Source organism: Salmonella sp. NW645, assembly GCF_051703725.1.
Classification (GTDB): Bacteria; Pseudomonadota; Gammaproteobacteria; order Enterobacterales; family Enterobacteriaceae; genus Salmonella; species Salmonella enterica.
Genome location: NZ_JAMMKR010000005.1, coordinates 45,992 through 68,033, shown reverse-complemented (window position 1 = coordinate 68,033; position 22,042 = coordinate 45,992). Strand labels below are relative to the sequence as shown.

The following is a 22,042-nucleotide window of genomic DNA, read 5'->3' as shown; positions in this document are numbered from 1 at the left end:
GGCGCCACGAGCCTGACAACGGCAAGAAGGGGTGTAAAATGAGCGAGTTATGGGGAGAGTGATGCTGGCGGGGTTGCCCGGCCTGGCACATGAGCGCGTAGGCCGGACAAGTACAACGTATTTCAGCAGTCAATTAACCGGCGTCAACCTGCGGTTTACGGCTGTGTTTACGGATCAGACGTAACACTGGCGGTACGACAATGACCATGATCGCCATGATCAGCAGGGCTTTGGCAACGCCGCTTTGCCACAAAATCGCCATATTGCCGTTACTGATAGAGAGTGCGCGGCGCAGGTTCTGCTCCAGCATTTCCCCCAGTACGAATCCCAGGATCAGCGGCGACATGGGGAAGTGCATTTTACGTAAAATGTACCCTAACACGCCGAGCGCGACCATCAGCACCAGATCGAAGGTGGTGCTGTGTACCGCATACACCCCTACCGCCGATACGGCAGCGATGGCGGGTACCAGGAACCACAGCGGAATGGTGAGCATACGGGTGAACAGACCGATCAACGGGATATTCATGATCAGCAGCATCACGTTCGCAATCAGCAGCGCAGCGATGAGTCCCCAGACGATATCCGGCTGTTCGGTGAACATTGCCGGGCCTGGCGTGATGTTGTACAGCGTCAGCGCCCCCATCATCACTGCCGTAGTGCCGGAACCGGGAACGCCCAGCGTCAGCATCGGGATGAAGGAGCCGCAGGCAGAGGCGTTGTTTGCCGCCTCCGGCGCCGCGACGCCGCGAATATCCCCTTTGCCGAAGCTATCGCTGTTGCCGCTGAGTTTTTTCTCGGTCATATAGGTAATGGCGCTGGCGATGGTCGCCCCGGCGCCGGGCAATACGCCGACAAAAAAGCCGATTACCGAAGAACGCAGGGTGGTGCCGATACACTGCGCGCCTTCTTTCAGGTTGAACAACATTCGACCCGTTTTGCGGACCATTGTTTGCCCGCTGCTGGTATGTTCCAGCATTAAAAGTATTTCTGATACCGAGAACAGGCCGATCACCACGACGATAAACTGTACGCCGTCGGAAAGATGAACGCTGTCAAAGGTAAAGCGATAAACCCCGGTGTTGGCGTCCACGCCGACGGTCGCAAGGCCAAGACCGATCAGCGCTGCCAGAAATGATTTAAGCGGGTTTTGCGCCATCATGCTGCCAAGACAGGCGATGGCAAAAACCATTAAGGCGAAATATTCCGCCGGACCAAAGGCCAGCGACCATTGCGCCAGTAAAGGGGCGAACAGAATGATGCCGCCGATAGCGATTAATGAACCGAAAAATGAGCTGACTGCGGAAATCGACAGCGCTACGCCGCCTTTCCCTTGCTGCGCCATCGGGTAACCGTCCAGCGCCGTCATGATCGCCGCCGCATCGCCGGGGACGTTGAGCAATATGGAGGAGATCCTGCCGCCATACTCACAGCCAATGTACACCGTCGCCAGCAGAATTAGCGCCGACTCCGCAGGCAGATGCAACGCAAAGGCCAGCGGCAGTAAGATTGCCACGCCGTTGATCGGTCCCAGGCCCGGCAGCAGACCGACGATCGTGCCCACGAAGCAGCCAATCAACGCGATAACCAGGTTTTCCGGCGTCATCGCCACCGCAAAGCCCTGAGAAAGATATATCCAGGTATCCATCGTTGCTCCGTTAACTCAGCCAGGCGCCGAGAGGTAAGGTGACATCAAGCAGCCGGTCAAAGGCATACCACAGCAGAATGCCCAATACCGCGCCGGAGATACCCGCCGCCGGGATCGTGGCGCCGAACAGCATCCCGATAACCATGGTGAGAAGCGCGGTGGCGATGGGAAAACCCAGCCATTCGAATCCCCAGGCATACATCAACAGGATGATGATCATGGTAATTAGCTTTTGCAGAACATGGCGGCGCGGCCAGCTCACCGTGTCGGGATGGCGCAATAACAGCGCCAGCGCGCAGAGCGCCATCAGGCCGATAATCCCCAGCGGAAAAGGGCGGGGGCCGACGGGTTCATAGCTGTATTCGCTTTGGATCTGCCAGGCGATGAATAGCCCGGCGATACAGAGCAACAGCCAGATACCCGCAAAGATACGATCGCTCATCATTGCCTCCGCGATTATTTCGCGAGTCCGAAGGCTTTCGCCTGTTCACGGTAATCAGTAACCTGTTTTTTCACGTAGTCATCGAGCTGCTGGCCGGTCATGTCGAACTCAAACAGGCCGCGCAGATCGCGCTGCTTTTTAAACTCGTCGGTTTGCTGGAGCTTCTTGAAGGTATCCACCCACCACTGGTAATCGGCATCGCTGACTTTTGGCCCGACGTAGAAGCCGCGAATAATCGGCCACACCAGGTCGTAGCCCTGTTCTTTAGCGGTAGGGATATTGGCAAGCTGGCCCGGCAGACGATTTTCTGAAAAGACGGCAAGCACGCGGATTTTGTCGCCGCCCAGATAAGGCACCATTTCACTGAGATCGCCGGAGACAACCTGAACATGGTTGCCCATTAATGCTGTCACCGGCTCGCCGCCGCCCTCAAAGGCAACGTAGCGCATCTTGTGCGGGTCGACGTTCGCCTTTTGCGCCAGCAACGCCGACTTCATCCAGTCCTGGCTGCCAATAGAGGCGCCAGCGCCAATGACCACGCTGTTGGGATCTTTTTCCATCGCCGTCATCAGATCTTTCAGCGTTTTCCACGGGGAATCCGCACGCACGGCGATCATGCCGTAATCAGTGCCCACGCTTGCCAGCCAGCGCACATCATCCACGCCGTAGCGACCAAATTTCCCCTGCGACAGGTTGAGCAGCGAACCGCCGGAAAAGGCGACCACAGTCCCGGGTTCGCCAGGGCGTTGGGCGACTATCGCGTTATAGGCCACAGCGCCGACGCCGCCGGGCATATACGTTACCCGCATGGGTTTCTCGATTGCGCCAGTCTCCAGCAAACTCACCTGAATCAGCTTACAGGTAAGGTCGAAACCGCCGCCAGGTTTGGCTGGCGCGATACATTCTGTTCGCGACGGCGCCTCCTGCGCCAGAACAGAGGTACTCATTAATAAAATGCTTGCAGTAAGGGTACGAAGTAATTGTTTTTTCATTTTTTATCCTCACGCCGGACGTCCGGATTTTTCAGGTTCGGAAGAAGATTTTTGTGATTATGTGAGCCGACATGTAGCAGTTCGGTTGCGTGATTGTTAAAACAATAACCTTTCAATTCCCTTTCAATGCGGCAGAAACTTTACAGGATGTGATATGCGTCTCTTATTGGCGGAAGATAACCGTGAGCTGGCTCACTGGCTGGAGAAAGCGCTGGTGCAAAACGGCTTTGCCGTGGACTGCGTATTTGACGGCCTGGCGGCTGACCATCTTCTGCACAGTGAAATGTACGCGCTGGCGGTGCTGGATATCAATATGCCGGGAATGGATGGACTGGAGGTGGTGCAACGGCTGCGTAAACGCGGTCAGACCTTGCCCGTTTTGCTGCTCACGGCGCGAAGCGCGGTGGCGGATCGCGTAAAAGGTCTCAACGTCGGCGCCGATGACTATCTGCCGAAACCCTTTGAACTGGAAGAGCTGGATGCCCGTTTACGGGCCTTGCTCCGACGCAGCGCTGGGCAGGTTCATGAAGTTCAGCAACTGGGGGAATTGATCTTTCATGATGAAGGGTATTTTCTGTTACAGGGACAGCCGTTAGCGCTGACGCCGCGTGAGCAGGCGCTCTTAACCGTATTGATGTACCGACGAACGCGGCCGGTTTCGCGTCAGCAGCTTTTTGAACAGGTGTTCAGCCTGAACGATGAGGTAAGCCCTGAAAGCATTGAACTTTATATTCATCGACTGCGTAAAAAACTCCAGGGAAGCGATGTACGAATTACGACGCTGCGCGGCCTGGGTTATGTGCTGGAGCGCGGCGATGAAGTGGGTTAAGCCGCAATCGTTGTACCTGCAACTCTTGCTGTTCCTGGGGTTGCCGCTGATTCTGCTATGGGGGCTGTCGGCGTTTAACAGCTATGTCAATGCACTACAGGCCGCCACTCAGGCTTATGATCGTACGTTGCTCTCCTCGGCGCGAACGGTATCGGAACGGCTGGTGGTGCGCAATAACCATCTGGAAGTTAACGTGCCCTGGGTGGTGCTGGATAGCTTCGAGCTTAATATGAATGATCGACTCTATTACAAAGTCGTCGACCCTTCCGGAAAGGTCATTTCCGGTTATGACGATCTGCCCGCCATGCCGCCTGCTACGCCTCGTACCCGGCTTTATCCGGCGCTGGCGTGGTTCTATCATACCGAGTATCGCGGCGAGGCGATCCGCGTGGCGCGTTTGCTACAGCCGGTCAACGAAGGCGGCATTATCGGCATGGCGGAGATTTATGTCGCAGAGACGCTGCAGTCCCGTCGTTATCTGGCGGGCCAACTGCTGTTCTCTTCCTGGATCTCACAGGGGCTGCTGGTGTTGCTGACCCTGGTGCTGGTTGGCTGGTTATTACGCCGGATCCTGCGCCCTATGCGTCAACTTTCGTCATTAATGGTACGTCGCGAACCGGGTCTGTTAACGCCGCTGCCGGAACTGCTGCCGTGGTCGGAAACACGCTTGTTAATCGTGGCGTTTAATCGCTACATTGACAGGCTCCGCGGCATCCTCTCCCGGCAGGAACGCTTTAGCGCCGATGCTTCTCACCAGTTAAAAACGCCGCTGGCGGTGTTAAAAACGCAGGCGGCGGTGGCGTTAGCCAGCCAGCACCCTCATCACTGGTACGAAAGTCTGCAGGCGATGAGCGTAACGCTGGATAGCACCATTCAGCTCACGGAAAGATTGTTGCAACTTTCTGCGGTAAAGCATAAAGAGCAGGGCGAGCGGCGTTTTTCCCCGGTGAATCTGTACGATATCGTACAGAGCGGCTGTTTTACCCGCCTGGCGCAGGCGCGGAGTAAACATATCGACCTGGGCTACGAAGGCGAACAGGAAGCGATGTGGATCGAGGGGGATGAGGTACTGCTTAGCGAGCTGTGCGGAAACTTGCTGGATAATGCGCTGAAATACACGCCTGAGCAAGGCATCGTCACCGCGCGGCTTGAACGGGATAGTGATGCCGTGACGCTGGTTGTCGAAGATAGCGGCCCCGGTATTGATGATGAACACATCCATCTGGCGCTACAGCCGTTCCACCGGCTCGATAACGTAGGAAATGTGGCCGGGGCGGGCATTGGTCTGGCTTTGGTCAATGATATCGCACGCCTGCACCGTACTCATCCCCATTTTTCCCGTAGCGAAGCGTTGGGAGGGTTATACGTTCGGATACGCTTTTTAAGCCTTGTTCCGCAGTAATGCGCACAAATGTGTCAGCGGTAAAGCACGTTTACAAAAAGTCGCATCTTGAGGTGTGACGTTTTAATCAAATGATCATACATTCCCCCTACAAACCGTAGCGTTAATTAAAAATATAGTGGGTGCAGGGGCATGAATAATCATACTAAACGACGGGGAATAGCATTAACCGTCTTTCTTGTTGGGGTTAACATCCTGGCATGGATTTGGGCGTTCTGTGTTTTTCATCACCATGCCGTCATGCTAAGCGCAGCCATACTGGCGTATAGCTTTGGGCTGCGTCATGCGGTTGATGCCGATCATATCGCAGCCATCGATACCGTCACCCGTAAACTGATGCAGCAGGGTAAAACGCCTTTAGGCGTGGGGGCGTTTTTTTCATTGGGTCATTCGACCATTGTCGTTCTGGCATGTCTGGCGATTGTTGTGACGTCGATGGCATTTCGCGATCGTATTGATGTTTTGCATCAATATGGTTCGTTGATTGGTACGGCTGTTTCCGCTTTTTTTCTGCTGGCGATGGCCCTGCTTAACCTGTTTATTTTGTTCAACGTCTGGCGGCAATTTCGCTCGGTTACCCGCGGCGAGTCAGTGAGGGCGCATGACGAGGCGATACCTGGCGGGCTGATGACGCGTATATTTCAGCGTACGTTTCGTTTAGTCACTTCCAGTTGGCATATGTATTTTGTCGGTTTTCTGTTTGGTCTGGGATTTGATACCGCAACCGAGGTTGGGTTGCTGGGCATTTCCGCTTCAGCAGCCAACCAGGGGCTATCTCTCTGGTCGATGATGATTTTTCCTGTGCTGTTTACCGCCGGGATGGCGCTGGTGGATTCCCTGGATAACTTTGTCATGGTCGGCGCTTACGGTTGGGCTTTCTCGCATCCATTACGTAAGCTTTATTATAATATGACCATTACCGCCGCATCCGTCATTGTCGCGCTGGCGATTGGCGGGCTTGAGGCGCTGGGGTTGATTGATGATACGTTACAGTTAAGCGGAACATTTTGGCAGACCGTAAGCACGCTTAACGATCATATGGGGAATGTGGGCTTCTGGGTAGTGGGCGCTTTTGTGCTATTCTGGCTGCTCTCGTTGTTGAATTATCGCTGGCGCGGCTATGATAAAATCACCCTCAATACCTGATTGATTTCTGTAAAAATAACATTTCGGCAGTGGTGTCATATCATTGCCGAAGCATTTTATCTCCTGAGAGTATATTCTTCCCGGTAAGTGCGTTATTTTTCATGCTTGCCTTTCGTTATCAATTTAAGCAATCCGATATAACATACAATACCAAAAATAATAATAACAGTTGTATACCCAAGAATCAGCCAGTCTGCATGTGTCATAATATAATCCAGTTATCAGGTATCCCGTGTTAAGGCGATCTTTAAGCCTGTTGTCAGCAAGAACCACTGTACCCGTTCAGTGCTGTTGACAATAACGTATTGTTTATGCACAAGAGCGTTGTTACAAATAACGTATGCATTGAGCATAGACCCCACCCGCATTTTTGTAATGCCATAAAGCAAGGCTACACCTTTAATCTACTGACGGTATGCCAGGCCAGAAGAGATAAAATGGTGGTTGTCATCATCATCTGTTCCTGACGCCAGGTTAATGACACACACATATGAAAATGTATAACCGCTGCACGCTTTTTAGCACGTTATCTGTAACATACCGTGTTAATCAATTCCATAAAACCGAGTATAGTGTAAGTGAATTTCGAGTAATTGTCATTATGATTATATGGTGGTTAACTTATTTTTTAAATTCTGATTAAATTTTAGTTTTTTATCAGTTCATCAGGATTTATGAAAAATCTGGACGTAAAAAACATATTTACGTCCAGGCTTTCTTTTTAGCAAATCGATTTCCCGGTAAAATAGGGGGTCGACCACATGCGCTTATATTCCCATTCAGGCTTTAGTATGCCGATGGAAAAAAGTAATTTTTTTTGTCTTTCCTGGCAGTAATTTCTGGCGCGGCTAATATTTAGCCACATTAGTATGCTGCCGGGACTGAGTGGCCTGCACTCATTTTTAATTGCACCATTAGATACGTCAAAGTAGACGTTCATCTGGCTTTCAGATTTCAGTACGATATCAAATGCACAGGGTATCCCTTCAATATAAAGAATATGCCCAAACAGAAGGTGATGCAGTTGACTAAAAAAGTTGGCAAGGTTATCAGCGGGATAGCAGGATGAAGTATTGCCGAAACGAGACCGAAATAACTCGATAAAAATATGAGTCAGTTCATCAGAAGAACAATCAGCAACGCTTTTTACACTTCCGCCTTTTTTAAGAAATCGCTGATATTCATTACGGCGTGTTTTTTCAAACTTAGAAGAGAACGCTTCTTTGACCAGACAATTTTGTTTTTTTCTGGTGAGTTTCCATATGGCATTGCGTATTTGTGGCTGATGTAACGCCGAAAGTCGGTTAGTACGATCGGGTAAGAAGCAGCGTAAATCTGGTGCCATCGGAATAAGTATCTCGTCTGACGATAGCGGGAAGGTTCTGCGCGTCAGGATGCCAATATTCTGATCATTACAAATAAAGTAGGCGCCTTTAATCTTATCATCTTCTTCATAGTGGAAGAATTTAAAATGCCAGTTATGGCGCTTCATAAAATAATCAACAATATCTGGGTGCATATTGATACTACCGCCGTATTGCGCAAACACCTCCCGGTATAGGGTAAAGGAAGACGGCTGCCAGCGGGTTAATATACGCTTAACTTCTTGTATTTTCACCAAAACTCCTGACTTGGCTTACTGAAAATTCTATTTTGTATTATTTTTTTGCTTAACCAAATAAAAATGTGACAAATGTTTAGCTTGTATTTAATGGTTAACATGCTAATCGATGACGTTATGGTGAAGGGAATAAGATTAAGATGTTGATCATAGCATGAGTGAAAGCGACGGTTTAATGCCGCGCTATTCACTCGCAAGCCATTCTGTATTTAATCATTCAGTAGCGATACAGATTTCAAAGAGATCCGCTGAACGGTAGCAGGATCTGCACATCCGTGTATGAAATAGTTCTACCGGGAGAGGCTGTTAACCTCTTGTATTATTGTATCCAGAATATGATAGCGTTTCCGATACTCTGCGCGTTTTTTGCTGGGGATACTTTCAGGCGCTTTACGCATCACCTGTGATGGCAGATGATATAAGGCACCTTTCTTAACGCCGTTTAGCGACTCCCAGAATTCACTATAGCTGGCCACAAAAGTTTTTTTCTTCTGGAATAAGTACCTGAGTTGACGATAAACATGGTTGTTTTCACTTACCGCATAAATCTCGTCGACATTACAGGCCTGCATCAATGTCGCAAATGCTTCATACAGCATCCGTTTAGGAAAGAGACCGTAACAATCTTTGGTGGCGTTACGTATGACTTGTGGGCCGATATGTTTACTGGGCCCTTGTAACCCGGCAACCAGCGCTATTTGCTTCCCTTCATGGCGGATAAAGGAAAATGATAAACGTGCCAACGGCGTATCATTGAAGCACAGCGTTAATGTCAGCTCACCTTCTCTGTCATAGCCACAGGGACCGCAGTAGATATCTACCAGAGCACCGTTTTTTCCTTCCAGGTGAGCGAGTAAGATTTGTTCCTCGGACAGAAGGATCTTTTTAATTTTACTTTCCGGAAAGGACTGAACGAACTGGTAGTGTTCCAGAATAGCTCTTGCCCGGCAACGTATGCTAAGCCCGGTATACAAATAGGGCCGCTGGATTTTTGCCGGCAATAGGGGACGATGAATGATCAGCGTTCTGGGCTGAGACAGATGGCATAATTCATTGAAGTATTTAATTGTCGTTACGGGGTTAATAAGGCAACGTAATACAAATTTATAGCGAAACTTACGCTCTCCCCAGCGTTTATGGCGATAAGGCGTCTGCGCCATGACTTCTTTTAACATTAATAATGGATTATATCTTTCCATATCACTTTGCTGCATCGTCATACTACGTCCCTACTACTCGATAGACTTATAACCGAGACGGTAGCCTGATTGAGTTAAACGTAAAGGCAACGAAGAAGGCCTGTACAGACGATGTTGTTAAACAGTTTATCAATGGCAGCAATAAAACGCCTGAACACGCTTTTTAATAGGTTTTCTGCTAATGAGTGGGATGAGTCCTGAACGTAGTATTAAAACGAATGCCGCGTTTATTATTTTAAATAATGTTTATACTCTAAATAATTCGAGTTGCAGGATGGCGGCAAGCGAGCGAATCCCCAGGAGCTTACTAAAGTAAGTGACTGGGGTGAGGGAACGCAGCCGCAGCACATGCAACTTGAAGTATGACGAGTATAAGCCAATATATTTATTTGGCTGGTATTGTGTAAGTCAGACAGCAAAGCACCGTGATACGTGATTATGTAACCAGACGCAAAGGGGGTATTCACCTTATCTCTAAATGCAAATCTATATGATAAATTTTATCATGTACTATGTTGCTCTCTGGGAGAAAATATTATGGAGCGTTCACTCGATAGTCTGGCTGGTATGGCTACATCTGCTTTTGGCGCGGGGACTTCTGCTGCTATGCGGCAAGCCACCTCTCCCAAAACCATTCTGGAATATATCATTAACTTTTTTACCTGTGGTGGGGTGCGTCGGAAAAATGAAGCACAATATCAGGAATTGATAGACACTATGGCTGATACATTGAAAAGTTCAATGCCTGACAGAGGTGCTCCGTTGCCAGAAAACATCGTACTGGAGGATATGGATGGGTGTCGTGTCGAATTTAATCTTCCTGGTGAGAATAACGAAGCTGGACAAGTTATTGTACGGGTCAGTAAAGGCGACCATTCTGAGATGAGAGAAATTCCGCTTGCCTCTTTTGAAAAAATATGTCGAGCTTTACTATTCAGATGCGAATTTTCTCTCCCTCAGGATTCTGTAATATTAACTGCCCAGGGAGGCATGAATCTTAAAGGCGCTGTCCTTACCGGAGCAAATCTGACGGCAGAAAATTTATGTGGCGCAGACCTAAGCGACGCAGATTTAGGGGGGGCAGTACTGTTTATGGCGGATTGTGACGGTGCAAATTTTAAGGGCGCAAATCTATCGGGAGCATCATTAGGCGACAGTAATTTAATGAACGCCTGTCTGGAAGATAGTATTATGTGTGGCGCTACCCTCGATCGCGCTAATCTTACTGGTGCCAATTTACAACACACAAGTCTGTTAGGCTGTAGCATGGTAGAATGTAATTGTTCCGGTGCAAATATGGATCACACTAATCTTTCAGGTGCAACCCTTATACGTGCCGATATGAGCGGTGCGACATTAAAGGGTGCTACTATAATGAATGGCTGCTGATATGGAAGGCGCTATCTTAACCCGGGCAAACCTGCAAAAGGCGAGTTTCATTTCTACGAACCTGGGCGAGGCTGATTTGTCCGAAGCTAATTTAAAAAATACCAGTTTTAAAGATTGTACACTAACCGATTTGCGTACTGAAGACGCCACAATGTCTACAAGTACACAAACACTCTTTAACGTATTTTATAGTGAAAATATTTAGCCCTACTTGACGTAAATCTGAAATAAAAGAAATGTAAGAATAACTATCTGCTACTGAATAGTAGCTGAGAGTAAATTATTTACAGTGTCTTTTATTATTACAGGAGTATGCGACGGTAAAAATATCTGAATAACCATTTCTATTTTCTCAAGTAGAACTTCCAACTAAAGCGAATTGTTTGAAAAGGAAAACGCTATGCCTGGATGTATAAGTGCCTGTTCATGCGTTGCCAGCCCAACGCCTCCCGAGCCTAAGGGCCCCCCTAAGCCTAAGTGGATAGAGTTAAAAGGTTATTGTGTTACATGTACTCATGAGTCTGATATTCGCCCGCCTTCTGAAAGGGAAGACAGACGACAGAGAAAAATACAGGCGATTGAACTTTATTGGTTGCGGCGTCTCCTGGACGACTTGGGAATACAAGAAGGTACTTCTCAAGACACGGCAGTAAAACCCACTAACTGTGGGTTGTCATATTTTCCAGTAGCTCCTGGAGAACGAGAAACCGATGTTTGATGGTTTTCTGTCTGCAAAGCGCCTGATAATTATTACCAGGCGCTTTGTATTTTGGCGCTAACATCACTTTCATCATCAAATATCGAATGGCTACAATCGTATCCGATCCCACCATTACCCAGACGGAAAGTCTCTGGCAAACTGTAAGAACGGTTCGCCGTCGGCAGGGAAGCGGCGGTGAACCCTGAACCGCGCTATACCATCTTATCTGGTTGTTTATTATCATTAATGCTTTGAAAAATAATTAATTTCCTCTATTCCTGTTTTGTAAAACCTTCGTTCAGTAGGCGCATTCTGCCCCCCTTCCCGGATTTACTGGCAAAGTGGAGCCCGGACAGAGAGTCATATTGCAAAATCCCGTTTCCGTTTTTTTATTACCAGATTTTTGCGGTTGAAAGATTGCCTTTTTCTTAATTGAATGATAATTGTTATCATTAGCATATGATAACAATTACTATATAGCCGTAACCTGGCAAGGATGTGAGTTTGAGGGCAACAGCGCTACTTTAGGCATTATTTAGGGAATGGGTATGAGAGTTAAGAAGTTCATCTGGTTAATAACCGTGGTTTCTACAGGGATTAATAGTCCATTATCAGCAGCAGAATCTACAGACGACAACGGCGAAACGATGGTGGTTGAATCCACTGCCGAGCAAGTATTAAAGCAACAGCCGGGCGTTTCGATTATTACTCGTGACGATATTCAAAAGAATCCTCCCGTTAACGATCTTGCCGATATTATTCGTAAGATGCCTGGGGTTAATCTTACCGGCAATAGCGCCTCGGGGACGCGCGGAAATAACCGACAAATTGATATTCGTGGTATGGGGCCGGAAAATACCTTAGTGCTGATTGACGGCGTGCCGGTGACGTCGCGAAATTCGGTTCGCTATAGCTGGCGCGGAGAACGCGACACCCGTGGCGATACAAACTGGGTACCGCCGGAGATGGTAGAACGTATTGAAGTGATCCGTGGGCCCGCCGCCGCGCGCTATGGCTCCGGTGCCGCAGGCGGGGTGGTGAATATCATCACCAAACGCCCCACTAATGACTGGCACGGCTCGCTGTCGCTCTATACCAACCAGCCGGAAAGCAGCAAAGAAGGTGACACCCGGCGGGGTAACTTTAGCCTTAGCGGCCCGTTGGCTGGAGATACATTGACGATGCGCCTGTACGGTAATCTCAATAGAACCGATGCCGACAGCTGGGATATTAACTCCTCCGCCGGTACCAAGAATGCCGCCGGACGGGAGGGGGTCACCAATAAAGATATTAATAGCGTCTTCTCATGGAAAATGACCCCGCAGCAAATCCTTGATTTTGAAGCGGGATACAGTCGGCAGGGGAATATCTATGCCGGCGATACGCAAAACAGTACTTCAAACGCGGTTACCAAAAGTCTCGCGCAGTCCGGGCGGGAGACCAATCGCCTGTACCGGCAGAATTACGGTCTAACTCATAACGGCATCTGGGACTGGGGGCAAAGCCGCCTGGGGTTCTACTATGAAAAAACCGATAATACCCGCATGAATGAGGGGCTCTCCGGCGGCGGCGAGGGGCGTATTACCAACGACCAGACGTTCACCACTAACCGCCTGACCTCGTATCGCACCAGCGGCGAGGTGAATGTCCCGGTGATATGGCTATTTGAGCAAACGCTCACCGTCGGCGCGGAGTGGAACCGCGATGAACTGAACGATCCTTCCTCTACCAGTCTGACGGTTAAGGATAGCAATATCGCCGGGATTCCCGGTTCGGCGGCTAACCGTAGCAGCAAAAATAAATCGGAAATCAGTGCGCTGTACGTTGAAGATAATATCGAACCCATGGCCGGTACCAATATTATTCCGGGTCTGCGTTTTGACTATTTGAGCGAATCCGGGAGTAATTTTAGTCCCAGTCTTAACCTTTCCCAGGAGTTAGGTGAATACGTCAAGGTGAAAGCCGGTATTGCCCGTGCCTTTAAGGCACCGAACTTGTATCAAACCAGTGAGGGGTATTTACTCTATTCGAAAGGAAACGGTTGTCCAAAAGATATTACGTCGGGCGGCTGTTACCTGGTCGGTAATAAGAACCTCGATCCTGAAATTAGCATTAATAAAGAGATTGGGCTGGAATTTACCGTAGACGATTACCACGCAAGCGTCACGTATTTCCGTAACGATTATCAGAATAAGATTGTCGCAGGTGATAAAATTATTGGCAGAAGCGCATCTGGCGCTTATGTATTGCAATGGCAGAACGGCGGTAAAGCGCTGATTGAAGGTATTGAAGCCAGCATGGCTGTTCCGCTGATGCCGGACCGTCTGAACTGGAATACCAATGCGACTTATATGATCGCGTCTGAGCAAAAAGATACCGGCAATCCCTTATCGATAATCCCGAAATATACGGTGAATACCTTCCTCGACTGGACTATTACCAGCGCGCTCTCCGCTAACGTCAACTGGACGTTATACGGCAAGCAAAAACCGCGAACACATGCGGAGTCGCGTAGTGAAGAGACCAAAGGATTGTCCGGGAAAGCGCTGGGGGCTTACTCACTGGTCGGCGCTAACGTTAATTACGATATCAACAAGAACCTGCGTCTTAATGTCGGTATCAGCAATATCTTCGATAAACAGATCTATCGCTCCGCCGAAGGGGCAAATACCTATAACGAACCGGGTCGGGCTTATTATGCCGGTGTGACGGCCTCGTTTTGATGGATTATGCCCGCTGCTGGCGGGCATATTCTGGCGGCGGGTTAATGGCAGCGTGGTTTTTGGCTTGCCGGTTCGCGACTGATATCCAGCAATGCACTGCGAAAAGAGGCGTTAAACATGGGCCCGTGGCCCAGGCCCGGGTAATGCTGCAGGGCCGCGTTAACGCCGTTGTTCTCAAGCGTTCTCACGGTCTCCTGAACTTTTTGCAGGAGCTCGGCCATCTGGCGTTGCCTGCTATCCCCATTCGACGCTGAACCTTCCATTATGATGAGTTTTTTATGGCAGAACGGCGACGGCTTCACTGTCGTAAGGCGATTCAACAGGGCAAAGTTATCCCTGCTGAGTGACGGGCTGGCGCTGTAATAGATATGAAAGAAGGATGACGACAGCCAGGAGTCCAAAACGAACAGGCCGCCATAAGAATGTCCCCATACCCCGCGCTGTTCGGGGTTGATGGTTATTCCTTGTTCCACCTGCGGCGCGATATGTTTCTCCAGTAGCTGGCGGAACGCTGGCCCGCCGCCGGTTTTACGATGGAAACGCGGGTTATTTTCACTGCCATCGCGATCGATTCCCGGCGCCGGCGTATAGTCATAAGCTCTGCCGTTAAGATCAAACGGCAGGTTAGTCTGATAGCCAATCGCCACAATCACCGGCGGCGAGTGGTCTGCCAGTTGTTTGAGCAACGCCTCCGGCAGCCTGTCCATCACTGCGTTGCCGTCCAACATATATAAGACAGGATAACCCGACGGCGGGGCGGCTTTATTGGGAATAGCGGTCCATACCCGGTAATGTCTTGCGCCATCGGCAGATTGAAAGTCATTGACCCTAAAATGGTAATATCCCGAACCTTTATCAGCAATATTCGGCCCTAATGGCTGCATATCCGGCTGCGCATAACTCAGCGCGCTAAAACAAAAACTCACTAAAAATAGCGCCATGCGATAGCACTTGTTGTGGTACTGGCGACCATACATCGGATGTGATTCCTTTTTGGCAGGTGAAGTTTTATCGGGGCAGTAGACGTAATCCGTCAATCAGCGCGCCGCGCCACCAGGCATAATCGTGACCGCCGGTGTACACGCTGCAATGGCTTTCGACGCCGGCGGCGCGCAATTTTTCATGCAACTGTTTGACCTGCGGGACCGTCGAACCTTCCAGCGATCCCACGCACAGATGCGTACGTACGGCTGGCGAGGGCGCGGATAACACATGTTCGCTGACCCATGAGCGCTCTTCTGCGCTGAAATGGTCCGGGCGATTGCGGTTGTCCGGCGTCCACCACATTGAGGGGGAGTGGCTCAGCACCAGGCCGAAGCTCTCTGGCGCGTGGCGGGCCGCCATCAGCGCGGTCACGCCGCCGAGGCTTTGCCCTGCCAGCACCGTTTGTGTACGGTCCGCCCACCGCCGTTCCGGGTATTTGGCGCGAAGGGTTGGCAGCAGGCGTTCGGCAATGTCGAGCACCAGCTCGCGGCGACCGCCGAGGATTGCGACGCGTTCACGCGCGTTGATGTTATCAATGCCGAGTACGGCCACCGGCGCGATGCGTCCGCTGCGGATGGCAGCGTCAATGGCGGCACTTACCCCAAGATGGTCGAACCAGATCTCGCCATCCGTGAGTACCAGTAAGCCCAGCGGTTGTACGACAGGAACGTCAGGAAGATACAGCCGCACACGGCGACGTTGTCCGGCGAGCCGATGTTCTGAGGTGAAAAGCTGCCCGGCGTAAGCGCGACAGCCTGACCACTCCTCCTGTGCCGGGGCGTGATCCAGCGCCAGAACGGATTCCTGCGCATTGCCCCGAACATTTATTCCCGGCGTGCTGTTCAGCGGGTCCGCCTTCCCGACAAGGGAGGCGAAACGGCTTCCAAGCTGCAACACCGTCTCGTCCGGGGTTTCCGGTGGTATTTCGACCATCGTATAGGAACCGCAGTAGGATGCCGGTAAGCGAAGCGTCAGATGCCAGATATCCGTTGTGGGCAGTTGCGTCATCATACCTTTCGCCACGTTATCTTTATCGGTGACACGGTTCAGGCGGACATAAACCCCCCGCAGAGGAGAGGCGGCACGCCACAGGAAGGTGACTTCCCGTTCATCGTCTGCGTCGTTAATGGCTGTCACCAGCGGCAGCGCGAGCGAGTTTGCTTCTCGCCAGAAGTGAGAAGCGTCAACCTGGCTTCCGGCGGCGAGTTGGCGGCGAAGGCGCGTAGCGGTCTGTATAGCGACAGGAGCGACGGGCGGGCTCAGTCTCATTTTCTGTATTCCATCTCATTTATATTTCGGTCAGTATCAATAGCTAAAGCGGCTGTTACAGGAACAGCCGCTTGCGGGCTTTCTTTTGCGTAAATCGTGGCGATAAAAACTATCCTGTGACCTCTCCTTGCGTATCGCGTGTCTGGCCGATGCTGTCCCGCCACAGACGAGCATACAGGCCATGAGCCGCTATCAACTGCTCATGGCTGCCATATTCAGCGATACATCCTTTATCGATTACGACAATCACATCGCAGCGGCGAGCGGTGGTCAGCCGGTGCGCGACGATAAGCGCGATGCGTTTCTCGGTATGCGTCACTCCGGTAAGCGAGGTTATTAAGCGCTCCTCGGCGCTGCGGTCGATACGCGCTGTCGCCTCGTCGAGCAGCAGAATGTGCGCCTGCGCCAGTTGCGCGCGGGCGAGGGCAATCAACTGACGCTGGCCCGCGGACAGATCCGTGCCGCCGTTATTGACCGGAGTACGAAACCCCAGCGGCAGATGTTGCACAGTTTCAAAGAGTCCCGCCCGTCGCGCCGCGATCTCCACCTCCGTGTCGCTGCTGTCTGGCCGCGAATAGCGGATATTTTCGGCAATATCGCCGCTAAATAATGCGACATCCTGAGTGACCAGCCCCGTCTGGCGACGATAATCACTAAGCGACGCGGCATCAATTAGGCGCTCACCGACACGGATTTGCCCGCTGCCGGGAGAGTAGAGCCCGGCCAGCAGTTTGATCAGCGTCGATTTGCCGGCGCCGCTACGTCCGACCACCGCGACTACCGTTCCTGGCGGAATGGTGAGCGAGAGATTATCAAGCACAGGTTGCGTTTTTTCGGGATAGCGGAATGTCAATGCCTCCAGACGTAGCGCGCCGCCAGTGCCAGGCGTTATGGATGACGGTTCAATATTCTCCGTTTCCTCAGTCGCCAATAGCGCATTGATATGTTTGCCGCTGGCGGTCGCCTGCTGCCAGGAATCAACAATGCCTGACAACTGCTGTACCGGGCCATAAAATTGTCCCAGTAGCAGGAAGAACGCCGCCAGTATCCCGGGCGTCATTTCGCCTCCGGCGACCCGAGTCGCCCCGATTAAAAGCACGGCGGCATAGGCGGCCTCGGTGCAGAAGGTCAGGAACGGAAAATAGACAGCAAGGTATTTTTGCGCCCGCACGCGGGTGGCGCGGAAGTTGTCTGATAACGCCCGTAGCCTAGCGGCTTCCTGCTTCTGTTGGCCGTGTGACTGCACTACCCGCATACCGGAGACCTTTTCCTGAAGCGTACTGTTCACCTTACCAATTTCCAGCCGTGCCTGGGCGTAGGCAGGCGAGCTCAAACGGCGGTAAATCCACGTCGCCAGCATCACTACAGGCACGGCGCTTAATGCCGTTAACGCAAGAATGGGATCAAGCCAGAACATTGCCGCGGCGATAGCGACCATCGTCACGATGCTGGTGGCCGCGCTGGCAAGACCGTTTTGCAGAAATCGGGCGAGTGAATCAACGTCGACGGTCATGCGAGTAAGACGCGAGTCGATGTGCTTCTCGTGCCAGGGAAGATTCAGGCGTAGCAGGTGGCTGAAGCTGCGTAAGCGTACCGTATGCTGTACCGACTCTGCCGCGCGGGCGGCGAAGATCGTTTGCAGCGCATAGCAGCACCAACCGATCGCCACCAGGCACAGCGCGAGCAGGGCGCATATGCCAATAGTCGACATATCCCCTGCGGCAACGCCTGAGTCAATACCGCGCTGCAAAAGCACCAGCACGCCAACGCCTGCGGCGGAATCAAGCGCGATAAGCAGGGCGGCGATGACGAACATCCAGGCTACTGGCGTCAGCAGCGATGAGACTTGACGCCCGTGGCCTGCCAGCGCCATCTGTACGGCGCGTTCCGGAACGCGCGTCATCCGGTCGACAAAACCTTTTCCGGCGGGGGGCTGGCGCTCATGCGCGTCGTCGGATTTTACCGTCGGCGTTGTTGGCCATAGCGCACGTTGTTCCGCCGGGGCGAGGGCGAGAAAGTCACCCTCGCCGCTCATCAGCGAGCGAAACGTCGGACACCTTGCATCCAGCTCCGCCTGGGTACCGATATCCACGACGCGGCCTTTATCCAGCACGACGATCCGATCGGCTAACTGCAGTGTTGAACGGCGGCGTGCAATCACCAGCAGCATATGCTCATTATCGGCATAACGACCAAGAGCCGTATTAATTTCCGCTTCAGTACCGGCATCGACCGCCGAGGTGGTGTCATCGAGAATCAGCAGTTCCGGCGCGGTAATCAGTGCCCGGGCCAACGCAATACGCTGGCGTTGGCCGCCGGAGAGGTTGCTTCCGCGTTCGGCCAGTCGGGTGTTGAACCCCTGCGGTAGCGCATTGATGAACCCGCTGGCGCCTGCGGCATCGGCGGCGCGTCGAATGTCGTCCTGAGTCGCTTGCCGGTGCCCATAAGCGATGTTTTCCGCCACCGTACCGGCAAACAGAAACGCGTCTTCAAACACTACGCCAACGCGACGACGAAGCGCCGTCAGTTTCAGGTCGCGAATATTCTGTTGACCCGCAGTGGTGTTGAGCCACACCCCGCCGGAGGTGGGATCGTAAAAGCGCGCCAGCAACATCAGCAATGTTGATTTCCCGGAGCCGGAGGCGCCAACCACTGCCACGGTTTCACCGGCGTGAATGGAAAACGAGATCTCATTGAGGATACGGTTACCGTTGTCGTAGTGGAAACTCATCTTCTCCACGTCCAGCCCAATAATCTGACCCTCAACCGACTCAGTACCGTCTTCCATGCGAGAACGCGTGTCGATAAGCGCGAAGACGCGCTCTACCGACGCCTGTGTGCGCTGTGCAATAACCAAAAACGATGCCAGTACGCGGGTGGGGCCGGTCAGCATAGCGAGAAAACTCGCGAACGCAACGAAGGTTCCCAGATCGATGCGCCCATTCATTACCGACCAGCCGCCATAGCACAGCAGGACGATCTGCCCTATCACCGGTAGCGCCAGCATGGTTGCGCCCGGCATCGCCTGCGAGATAGCGGCACCGATGCGTACTCGCACCATCTGCCGCGACTGACCATCGAGCCAACGCGTTTCGCGTAACTCCGCCACGCAGGACTTCACCACTGAGATCTGTTCCAATACTTCGCGCATATGTTCCGTCATGTGCGCCAGCCGGTCTGAGGCAAGCCCCGTTTGCGCGAAAACACGGCGACGGGCGCGCAGGGCGGTAATAGCAAGGGCGGCCAGTACGCAAATCACGATAAGCGTCATGGATGGCGACATCCATAGCATCACCGCGATACCGGCCACATAGTAAGTGAGCACCGCCAGCGGCACCGGACACATCTGTAGCAAGGTGTGTACCTGTTGAAGATCGCTGTTGGTACGCGAAATGACCTGCCCGGTACGCAAGGCGTCCTGGCCTGCGCCGTCCAGTTTTTGAATACTGTCGAACGCACGGCTACGTAACGTATGCTGAACCCACAGCGAGAGTTCCCCGGCATAGCCGCGGCGCACGTAATTCCCGATAAAATCAAAAAGGGCAATTAATAGCAGGCCGCAGGCAAGTAACGGCAGGCGTGTCGTATCGCCTGCTATCGCGTCATTGACGGCCTGACGCGTTATTAACGGCGTCAGCGCAGCCAGTAAAATGGTCGATACTGATGCTACGATGACAATGATGCTCAGTGTTTTACGTTCCCAACACACGCGGGCAAGGCGAACTATCCAGGCACGAGCGGGCATGGGGGAATGAGTCGCGGGCATTAAGCCTCCTTATCGGTGAAAGATGAGATATGGCGACACAGTCTGGGTTCAGCCGCCATATTGTCATTGCGCTGCCGCGGTTAGCCGTGTTGCAGCATGGCGATCAGTTTTTTTGCCACCTCGGTCGGGCAAGGCTGGGCCGCCATTTCCGCCGCGACCTCCTGCGACGCCTCGCGAAGCGCGCGATTACCGAGGAAGGTATTGATCATGCTGCTCGTAAGTCCGCTCTTACCGGGAATAATTCCGCATCCGCGCTCGACCACGGCGCGGGCATTGACGGGTCTGTCGGCACCCTGGCCAAAGACTATCTGCGGAATGCCGGCATGTAGTGCCGTCAGGGTGTTGCCTGCGCCGCCATGGTGGATAAAACCGTCGGCGCCGTTAAGGAAAACGCCCATCGGAAGCCAGTCGACCAGACGGACATTCGGCGGTAGTGAACGTAAATCCGAGCGGGCATTTGCCGGAAGATGCAGGATGATTTCGGCATCTACTTCGCCGGCAGAATCCATTACCCAGGAAATCAGATCCAGGCCATCCACCATCGGTTTGACGGTGCCGAGGCTGACCAGAAGACGCTTGCGATCAGGTGTACGTTCCCACCATTCTTCCCAGACGGCGCCGCCGTTATACGGGATGTATTGCATGGAGATAACTGGCTCTCCGTCATTTTGCAGTATGCTCATGCTGGGCGGTGTGACGTCTATCCACGCCAGATCTCTTGGTGTCGCGCTGACCCCATGGCGGCGGTAGGCGTTAGAAAGTGATTTCGTCACGCCTTTGATGTGCCAGGGCGTATGACCGAAGCCGACGGTTTGCATCACTACCGGAATGTCATACTTAGCGGCAATCAGTGGTCCAACGACCCCAAGGGGAGGGTAGACGATGAGATCTGGTCGCCACTGCCCGGCGAACGCGACCAGCGGGTCAGTCATCTCTTCGCTGAAGAATGAGAAGTTCCCCATTTTTGTTCCAATGTTATTTTCTTTTCGTAATGCCTCCTGACGGCGATAACCCGCTTCCGAATCGAAACCAGGCGCAGCGTCAAATACCACCAACCCGGCTTCGGCTGCTTTCTGTGCAAATTTTCCACCGCTTGCAATCAGTACTTCATGGCCATTAACACGAAACGCTTGCGCCAGGGACAGCACAGGGTATAGCAGTCCATACAGTGGTGGACCGACAAACAGAATACGCATGAGAAATCCTCTCTCTCCACGTCATAAATCGAACAAGCTGTTAATGAGAATGATAATAATTACCAATATCATTTGTAAAATGCAATAACTAATACGACACTTGATCATGTGATGATTTTTTGCGTAAAAATCGGGAAAGAGGAGAGCGTTAAGCGGTGAAGTTTGGTTTCAGGCTTATTTATGCGCGTATGGTCGCACAGGCAAAGCGCCAGGATTGGGGAACTGGATTCGCATACCAGACGCCCGTGGATTATTAATGATAACTTCGCAAATAACCTTTCAGACAATGAGGTAAACGTACCGACAACAAGGTAACGGGAAACGTCGGTAGTTGTATTGATAACGCGTTGCGGGGCAATTTAATGGTATCCGGCGGCAGATCGTGTTCTGTGCAGACTTTACGGCGTTAAATCCCGTATCACCTGCGAGCCTGGACTATCTCTGTGGTATCAACTCTGTAGTAATTTTGTCCCCTTCGTCTTCATTAGCCAATGAAACCGGCTTTAACGTCACCGTTCGAATGTTGCGAACGAACAGCTCCTTATGCGGATATCGTCACCGCTCTGCGATTTTTATAGCGCATCAGCCACACGATTTATTGGTTCTTGAAAACCAAGGTTTTTGATAACCAATGTTATGCCAGGCTTACCTGTGTCATCCAGGTTATCGACACTTAAGGCATAAACTTTACTACTTTTTCTATCCGTAAATGCTTACATCTAACAGTTTGATTAAA

General features: G+C 51.8%; 13 protein-coding genes and 1 pseudogene. 5 read left to right on the top strand and 9 right to left on the bottom strand.

Annotated elements, in window-relative coordinates; all coding sequences use genetic code 11:
- Positions 1-133: 133 nt before the first annotated feature.
- From NA389_RS12100 to NA389_RS12090, 3 genes are read right to left on the bottom strand one after another with little or no spacing between them, the layout of a single operon-like run.
- Positions 134-1,648, bottom strand: coding sequence for a tripartite tricarboxylate transporter permease (locus tag NA389_RS12100; RefSeq protein WP_000382034.1), 1,515 nt, complete (start codon positions 1,646-1,648; stop codon positions 134-136).
- A gap of 10 nt (positions 1,649-1,658) precedes the next feature.
- Entirely contained in the window at positions 1,659-2,093 is a 435-nt protein-coding gene (locus NA389_RS12095; protein ID WP_001574835.1) for a tripartite tricarboxylate transporter TctB family protein, read from the bottom strand.
- A gap of 11 nt (positions 2,094-2,104) precedes the next feature.
- Positions 2,105-3,082: a Bug family tripartite tricarboxylate transporter substrate binding protein gene (locus tag NA389_RS12090; RefSeq protein ID WP_000744413.1), complete on the bottom strand. Its 978-nt coding sequence runs from the start codon at positions 3,080-3,082 to the stop codon at positions 2,105-2,107.
- Between the two features lie 154 nt (positions 3,083-3,236).
- Between NA389_RS12090 and tctD the strand changes: the two genes are divergently transcribed.
- From tctD to NA389_RS12075, 3 genes are all read left to right on the top strand, one after another.
- Positions 3,237-3,911, top strand: a complete 675-nt coding sequence (gene tctD, locus NA389_RS12085; RefSeq protein WP_001237934.1) for a transcriptional regulator TctD — start codon at positions 3,237-3,239, stop codon at positions 3,909-3,911.
- Positions 3,898-5,313, top strand: a complete 1,416-nt coding sequence (locus tag NA389_RS12080; RefSeq protein WP_000872340.1) for a sensor histidine kinase — start codon at positions 3,898-3,900, stop codon at positions 5,311-5,313. The genes tctD and NA389_RS12080 overlap by 14 nt, the downstream gene beginning before the upstream one ends.
- 132 nt (positions 5,314-5,445) lie before the next feature.
- Positions 5,446-6,459, top strand: coding sequence for a HoxN/HupN/NixA family nickel/cobalt transporter (locus NA389_RS12075; RefSeq protein ID WP_001059353.1), 1,014 nt, complete (start codon positions 5,446-5,448; stop codon positions 6,457-6,459).
- Positions 6,460-7,180: 721 nt separating this feature from the next.
- On the opposite strand, the gene NA389_RS12070 is transcribed toward NA389_RS12075, so the two are convergent.
- Both NA389_RS12070 and NA389_RS12065 read right to left on the bottom strand, forming a co-directional pair.
- Positions 7,181-8,077, bottom strand: coding sequence for an antimicrobial resistance protein Mig-14 (locus NA389_RS12070; protein ID WP_000701508.1), 897 nt, complete (start codon positions 8,075-8,077; stop codon positions 7,181-7,183).
- 293 nt (positions 8,078-8,370) lie between these two features.
- The gene (locus NA389_RS12065) at positions 8,371-9,300 is read right to left on the bottom strand and encodes a VirK family antimicrobial peptide resistance protein (RefSeq protein ID WP_000178742.1); all 930 of its coding nucleotides are present in this window, start codon (positions 9,298-9,300) and stop codon (positions 8,371-8,373) included.
- A gap of 516 nt (positions 9,301-9,816) precedes the next feature.
- Between NA389_RS12065 and pipB2 the strand changes: the two are divergent.
- Together pipB2 and NA389_RS12055 are read left to right on the top strand one after the other, a co-directional pair.
- Positions 9,817-10,873, top strand: a pseudogene (gene pipB2 / locus NA389_RS12060) (type III secretion system effector PipB2).
- A 1,043-nt stretch (positions 10,874-11,916) separates the two neighbouring features.
- Complete coding sequence (locus NA389_RS12055) at positions 11,917-14,091, top strand: TonB-dependent siderophore receptor (protein WP_001645730.1); 2,175 nt, start codon at positions 11,917-11,919, stop codon at positions 14,089-14,091.
- A 41-nt stretch (positions 14,092-14,132) separates the two neighbouring features.
- On the opposite strand, the gene NA389_RS12050 is transcribed toward NA389_RS12055, so the two are convergent.
- From NA389_RS12050 to iroB, 4 genes are all read right to left on the bottom strand, one after another.
- Entirely contained in the window at positions 14,133-15,068 is a 936-nt protein-coding gene (locus NA389_RS12050; RefSeq protein WP_000274358.1) for an alpha/beta hydrolase, read from the bottom strand.
- Between the two features lie 31 nt (positions 15,069-15,099).
- Positions 15,100-16,344, bottom strand: a complete 1,245-nt coding sequence (locus NA389_RS12045; protein WP_001239929.1) for an esterase family protein — start codon at positions 16,342-16,344, stop codon at positions 15,100-15,102.
- A gap of 109 nt (positions 16,345-16,453) precedes the next feature.
- The gene (gene iroC, locus NA389_RS12040) at positions 16,454-20,110 is read right to left on the bottom strand and encodes a salmochelin/enterobactin export ABC transporter IroC (protein ID WP_023251672.1); all 3,657 of its coding nucleotides are present in this window, start codon (positions 20,108-20,110) and stop codon (positions 16,454-16,456) included.
- A gap of 80 nt (positions 20,111-20,190) precedes the next feature.
- Positions 20,191-21,306, bottom strand: a complete 1,116-nt coding sequence (gene iroB / locus NA389_RS12035) for a salmochelin biosynthesis C-glycosyltransferase IroB (protein WP_001221114.1) — start codon at positions 21,304-21,306, stop codon at positions 20,191-20,193.
- Positions 21,307-22,042: the final 736 nt, after the last annotated feature.

What these genes read in the sequence shown, in the direction of transcription:
- iroC (WP_023251672.1), bottom strand. Translation starts at nt 20,110, where the DNA reads ATGCCCGCGACTCATTCCCCCATGCCCGCTCGTGCCTGGATAGTTCGC.
- tctD (WP_001237934.1), top strand. Translation starts at nt 3,237, where the DNA reads ATGCGTCTCTTATTGGCGGAAGATAACCGTGAGCTGGCTCACTGGCTG.
- NA389_RS12065 (WP_000178742.1), bottom strand. Translation starts at nt 9,300, where the DNA reads ATGACGATGCAGCAAAGTGATATGGAAAGATATAATCCATTATTAATG.
- NA389_RS12100 (WP_000382034.1), bottom strand. Translation starts at nt 1,648, where the DNA reads ATGGATACCTGGATATATCTTTCTCAGGGCTTTGCGGTGGCGATGACG.
- NA389_RS12080 (WP_000872340.1), top strand. Translation starts at nt 3,898, where the DNA reads ATGAAGTGGGTTAAGCCGCAATCGTTGTACCTGCAACTCTTGCTGTTC.
- NA389_RS12095 (WP_001574835.1), bottom strand. Translation starts at nt 2,093, where the DNA reads ATGATGAGCGATCGTATCTTTGCGGGTATCTGGCTGTTGCTCTGTATC.
- NA389_RS12050 (WP_000274358.1), bottom strand. Translation starts at nt 15,068, where the DNA reads ATGTATGGTCGCCAGTACCACAACAAGTGCTATCGCATGGCGCTATTT.
- iroB (WP_001221114.1), bottom strand. Translation starts at nt 21,306, where the DNA reads ATGCGTATTCTGTTTGTCGGTCCACCACTGTATGGACTGCTATACCCT.
- NA389_RS12075 (WP_001059353.1), top strand. Translation starts at nt 5,446, where the DNA reads ATGAATAATCATACTAAACGACGGGGAATAGCATTAACCGTCTTTCTT.
- NA389_RS12055 (WP_001645730.1), top strand. Translation starts at nt 11,917, where the DNA reads ATGAGAGTTAAGAAGTTCATCTGGTTAATAACCGTGGTTTCTACAGGG.
- NA389_RS12090 (WP_000744413.1), bottom strand. Translation starts at nt 3,082, where the DNA reads ATGAAAAAACAATTACTTCGTACCCTTACTGCAAGCATTTTATTAATG.
- NA389_RS12045 (WP_001239929.1), bottom strand. Translation starts at nt 16,344, where the DNA reads ATGAGACTGAGCCCGCCCGTCGCTCCTGTCGCTATACAGACCGCTACG.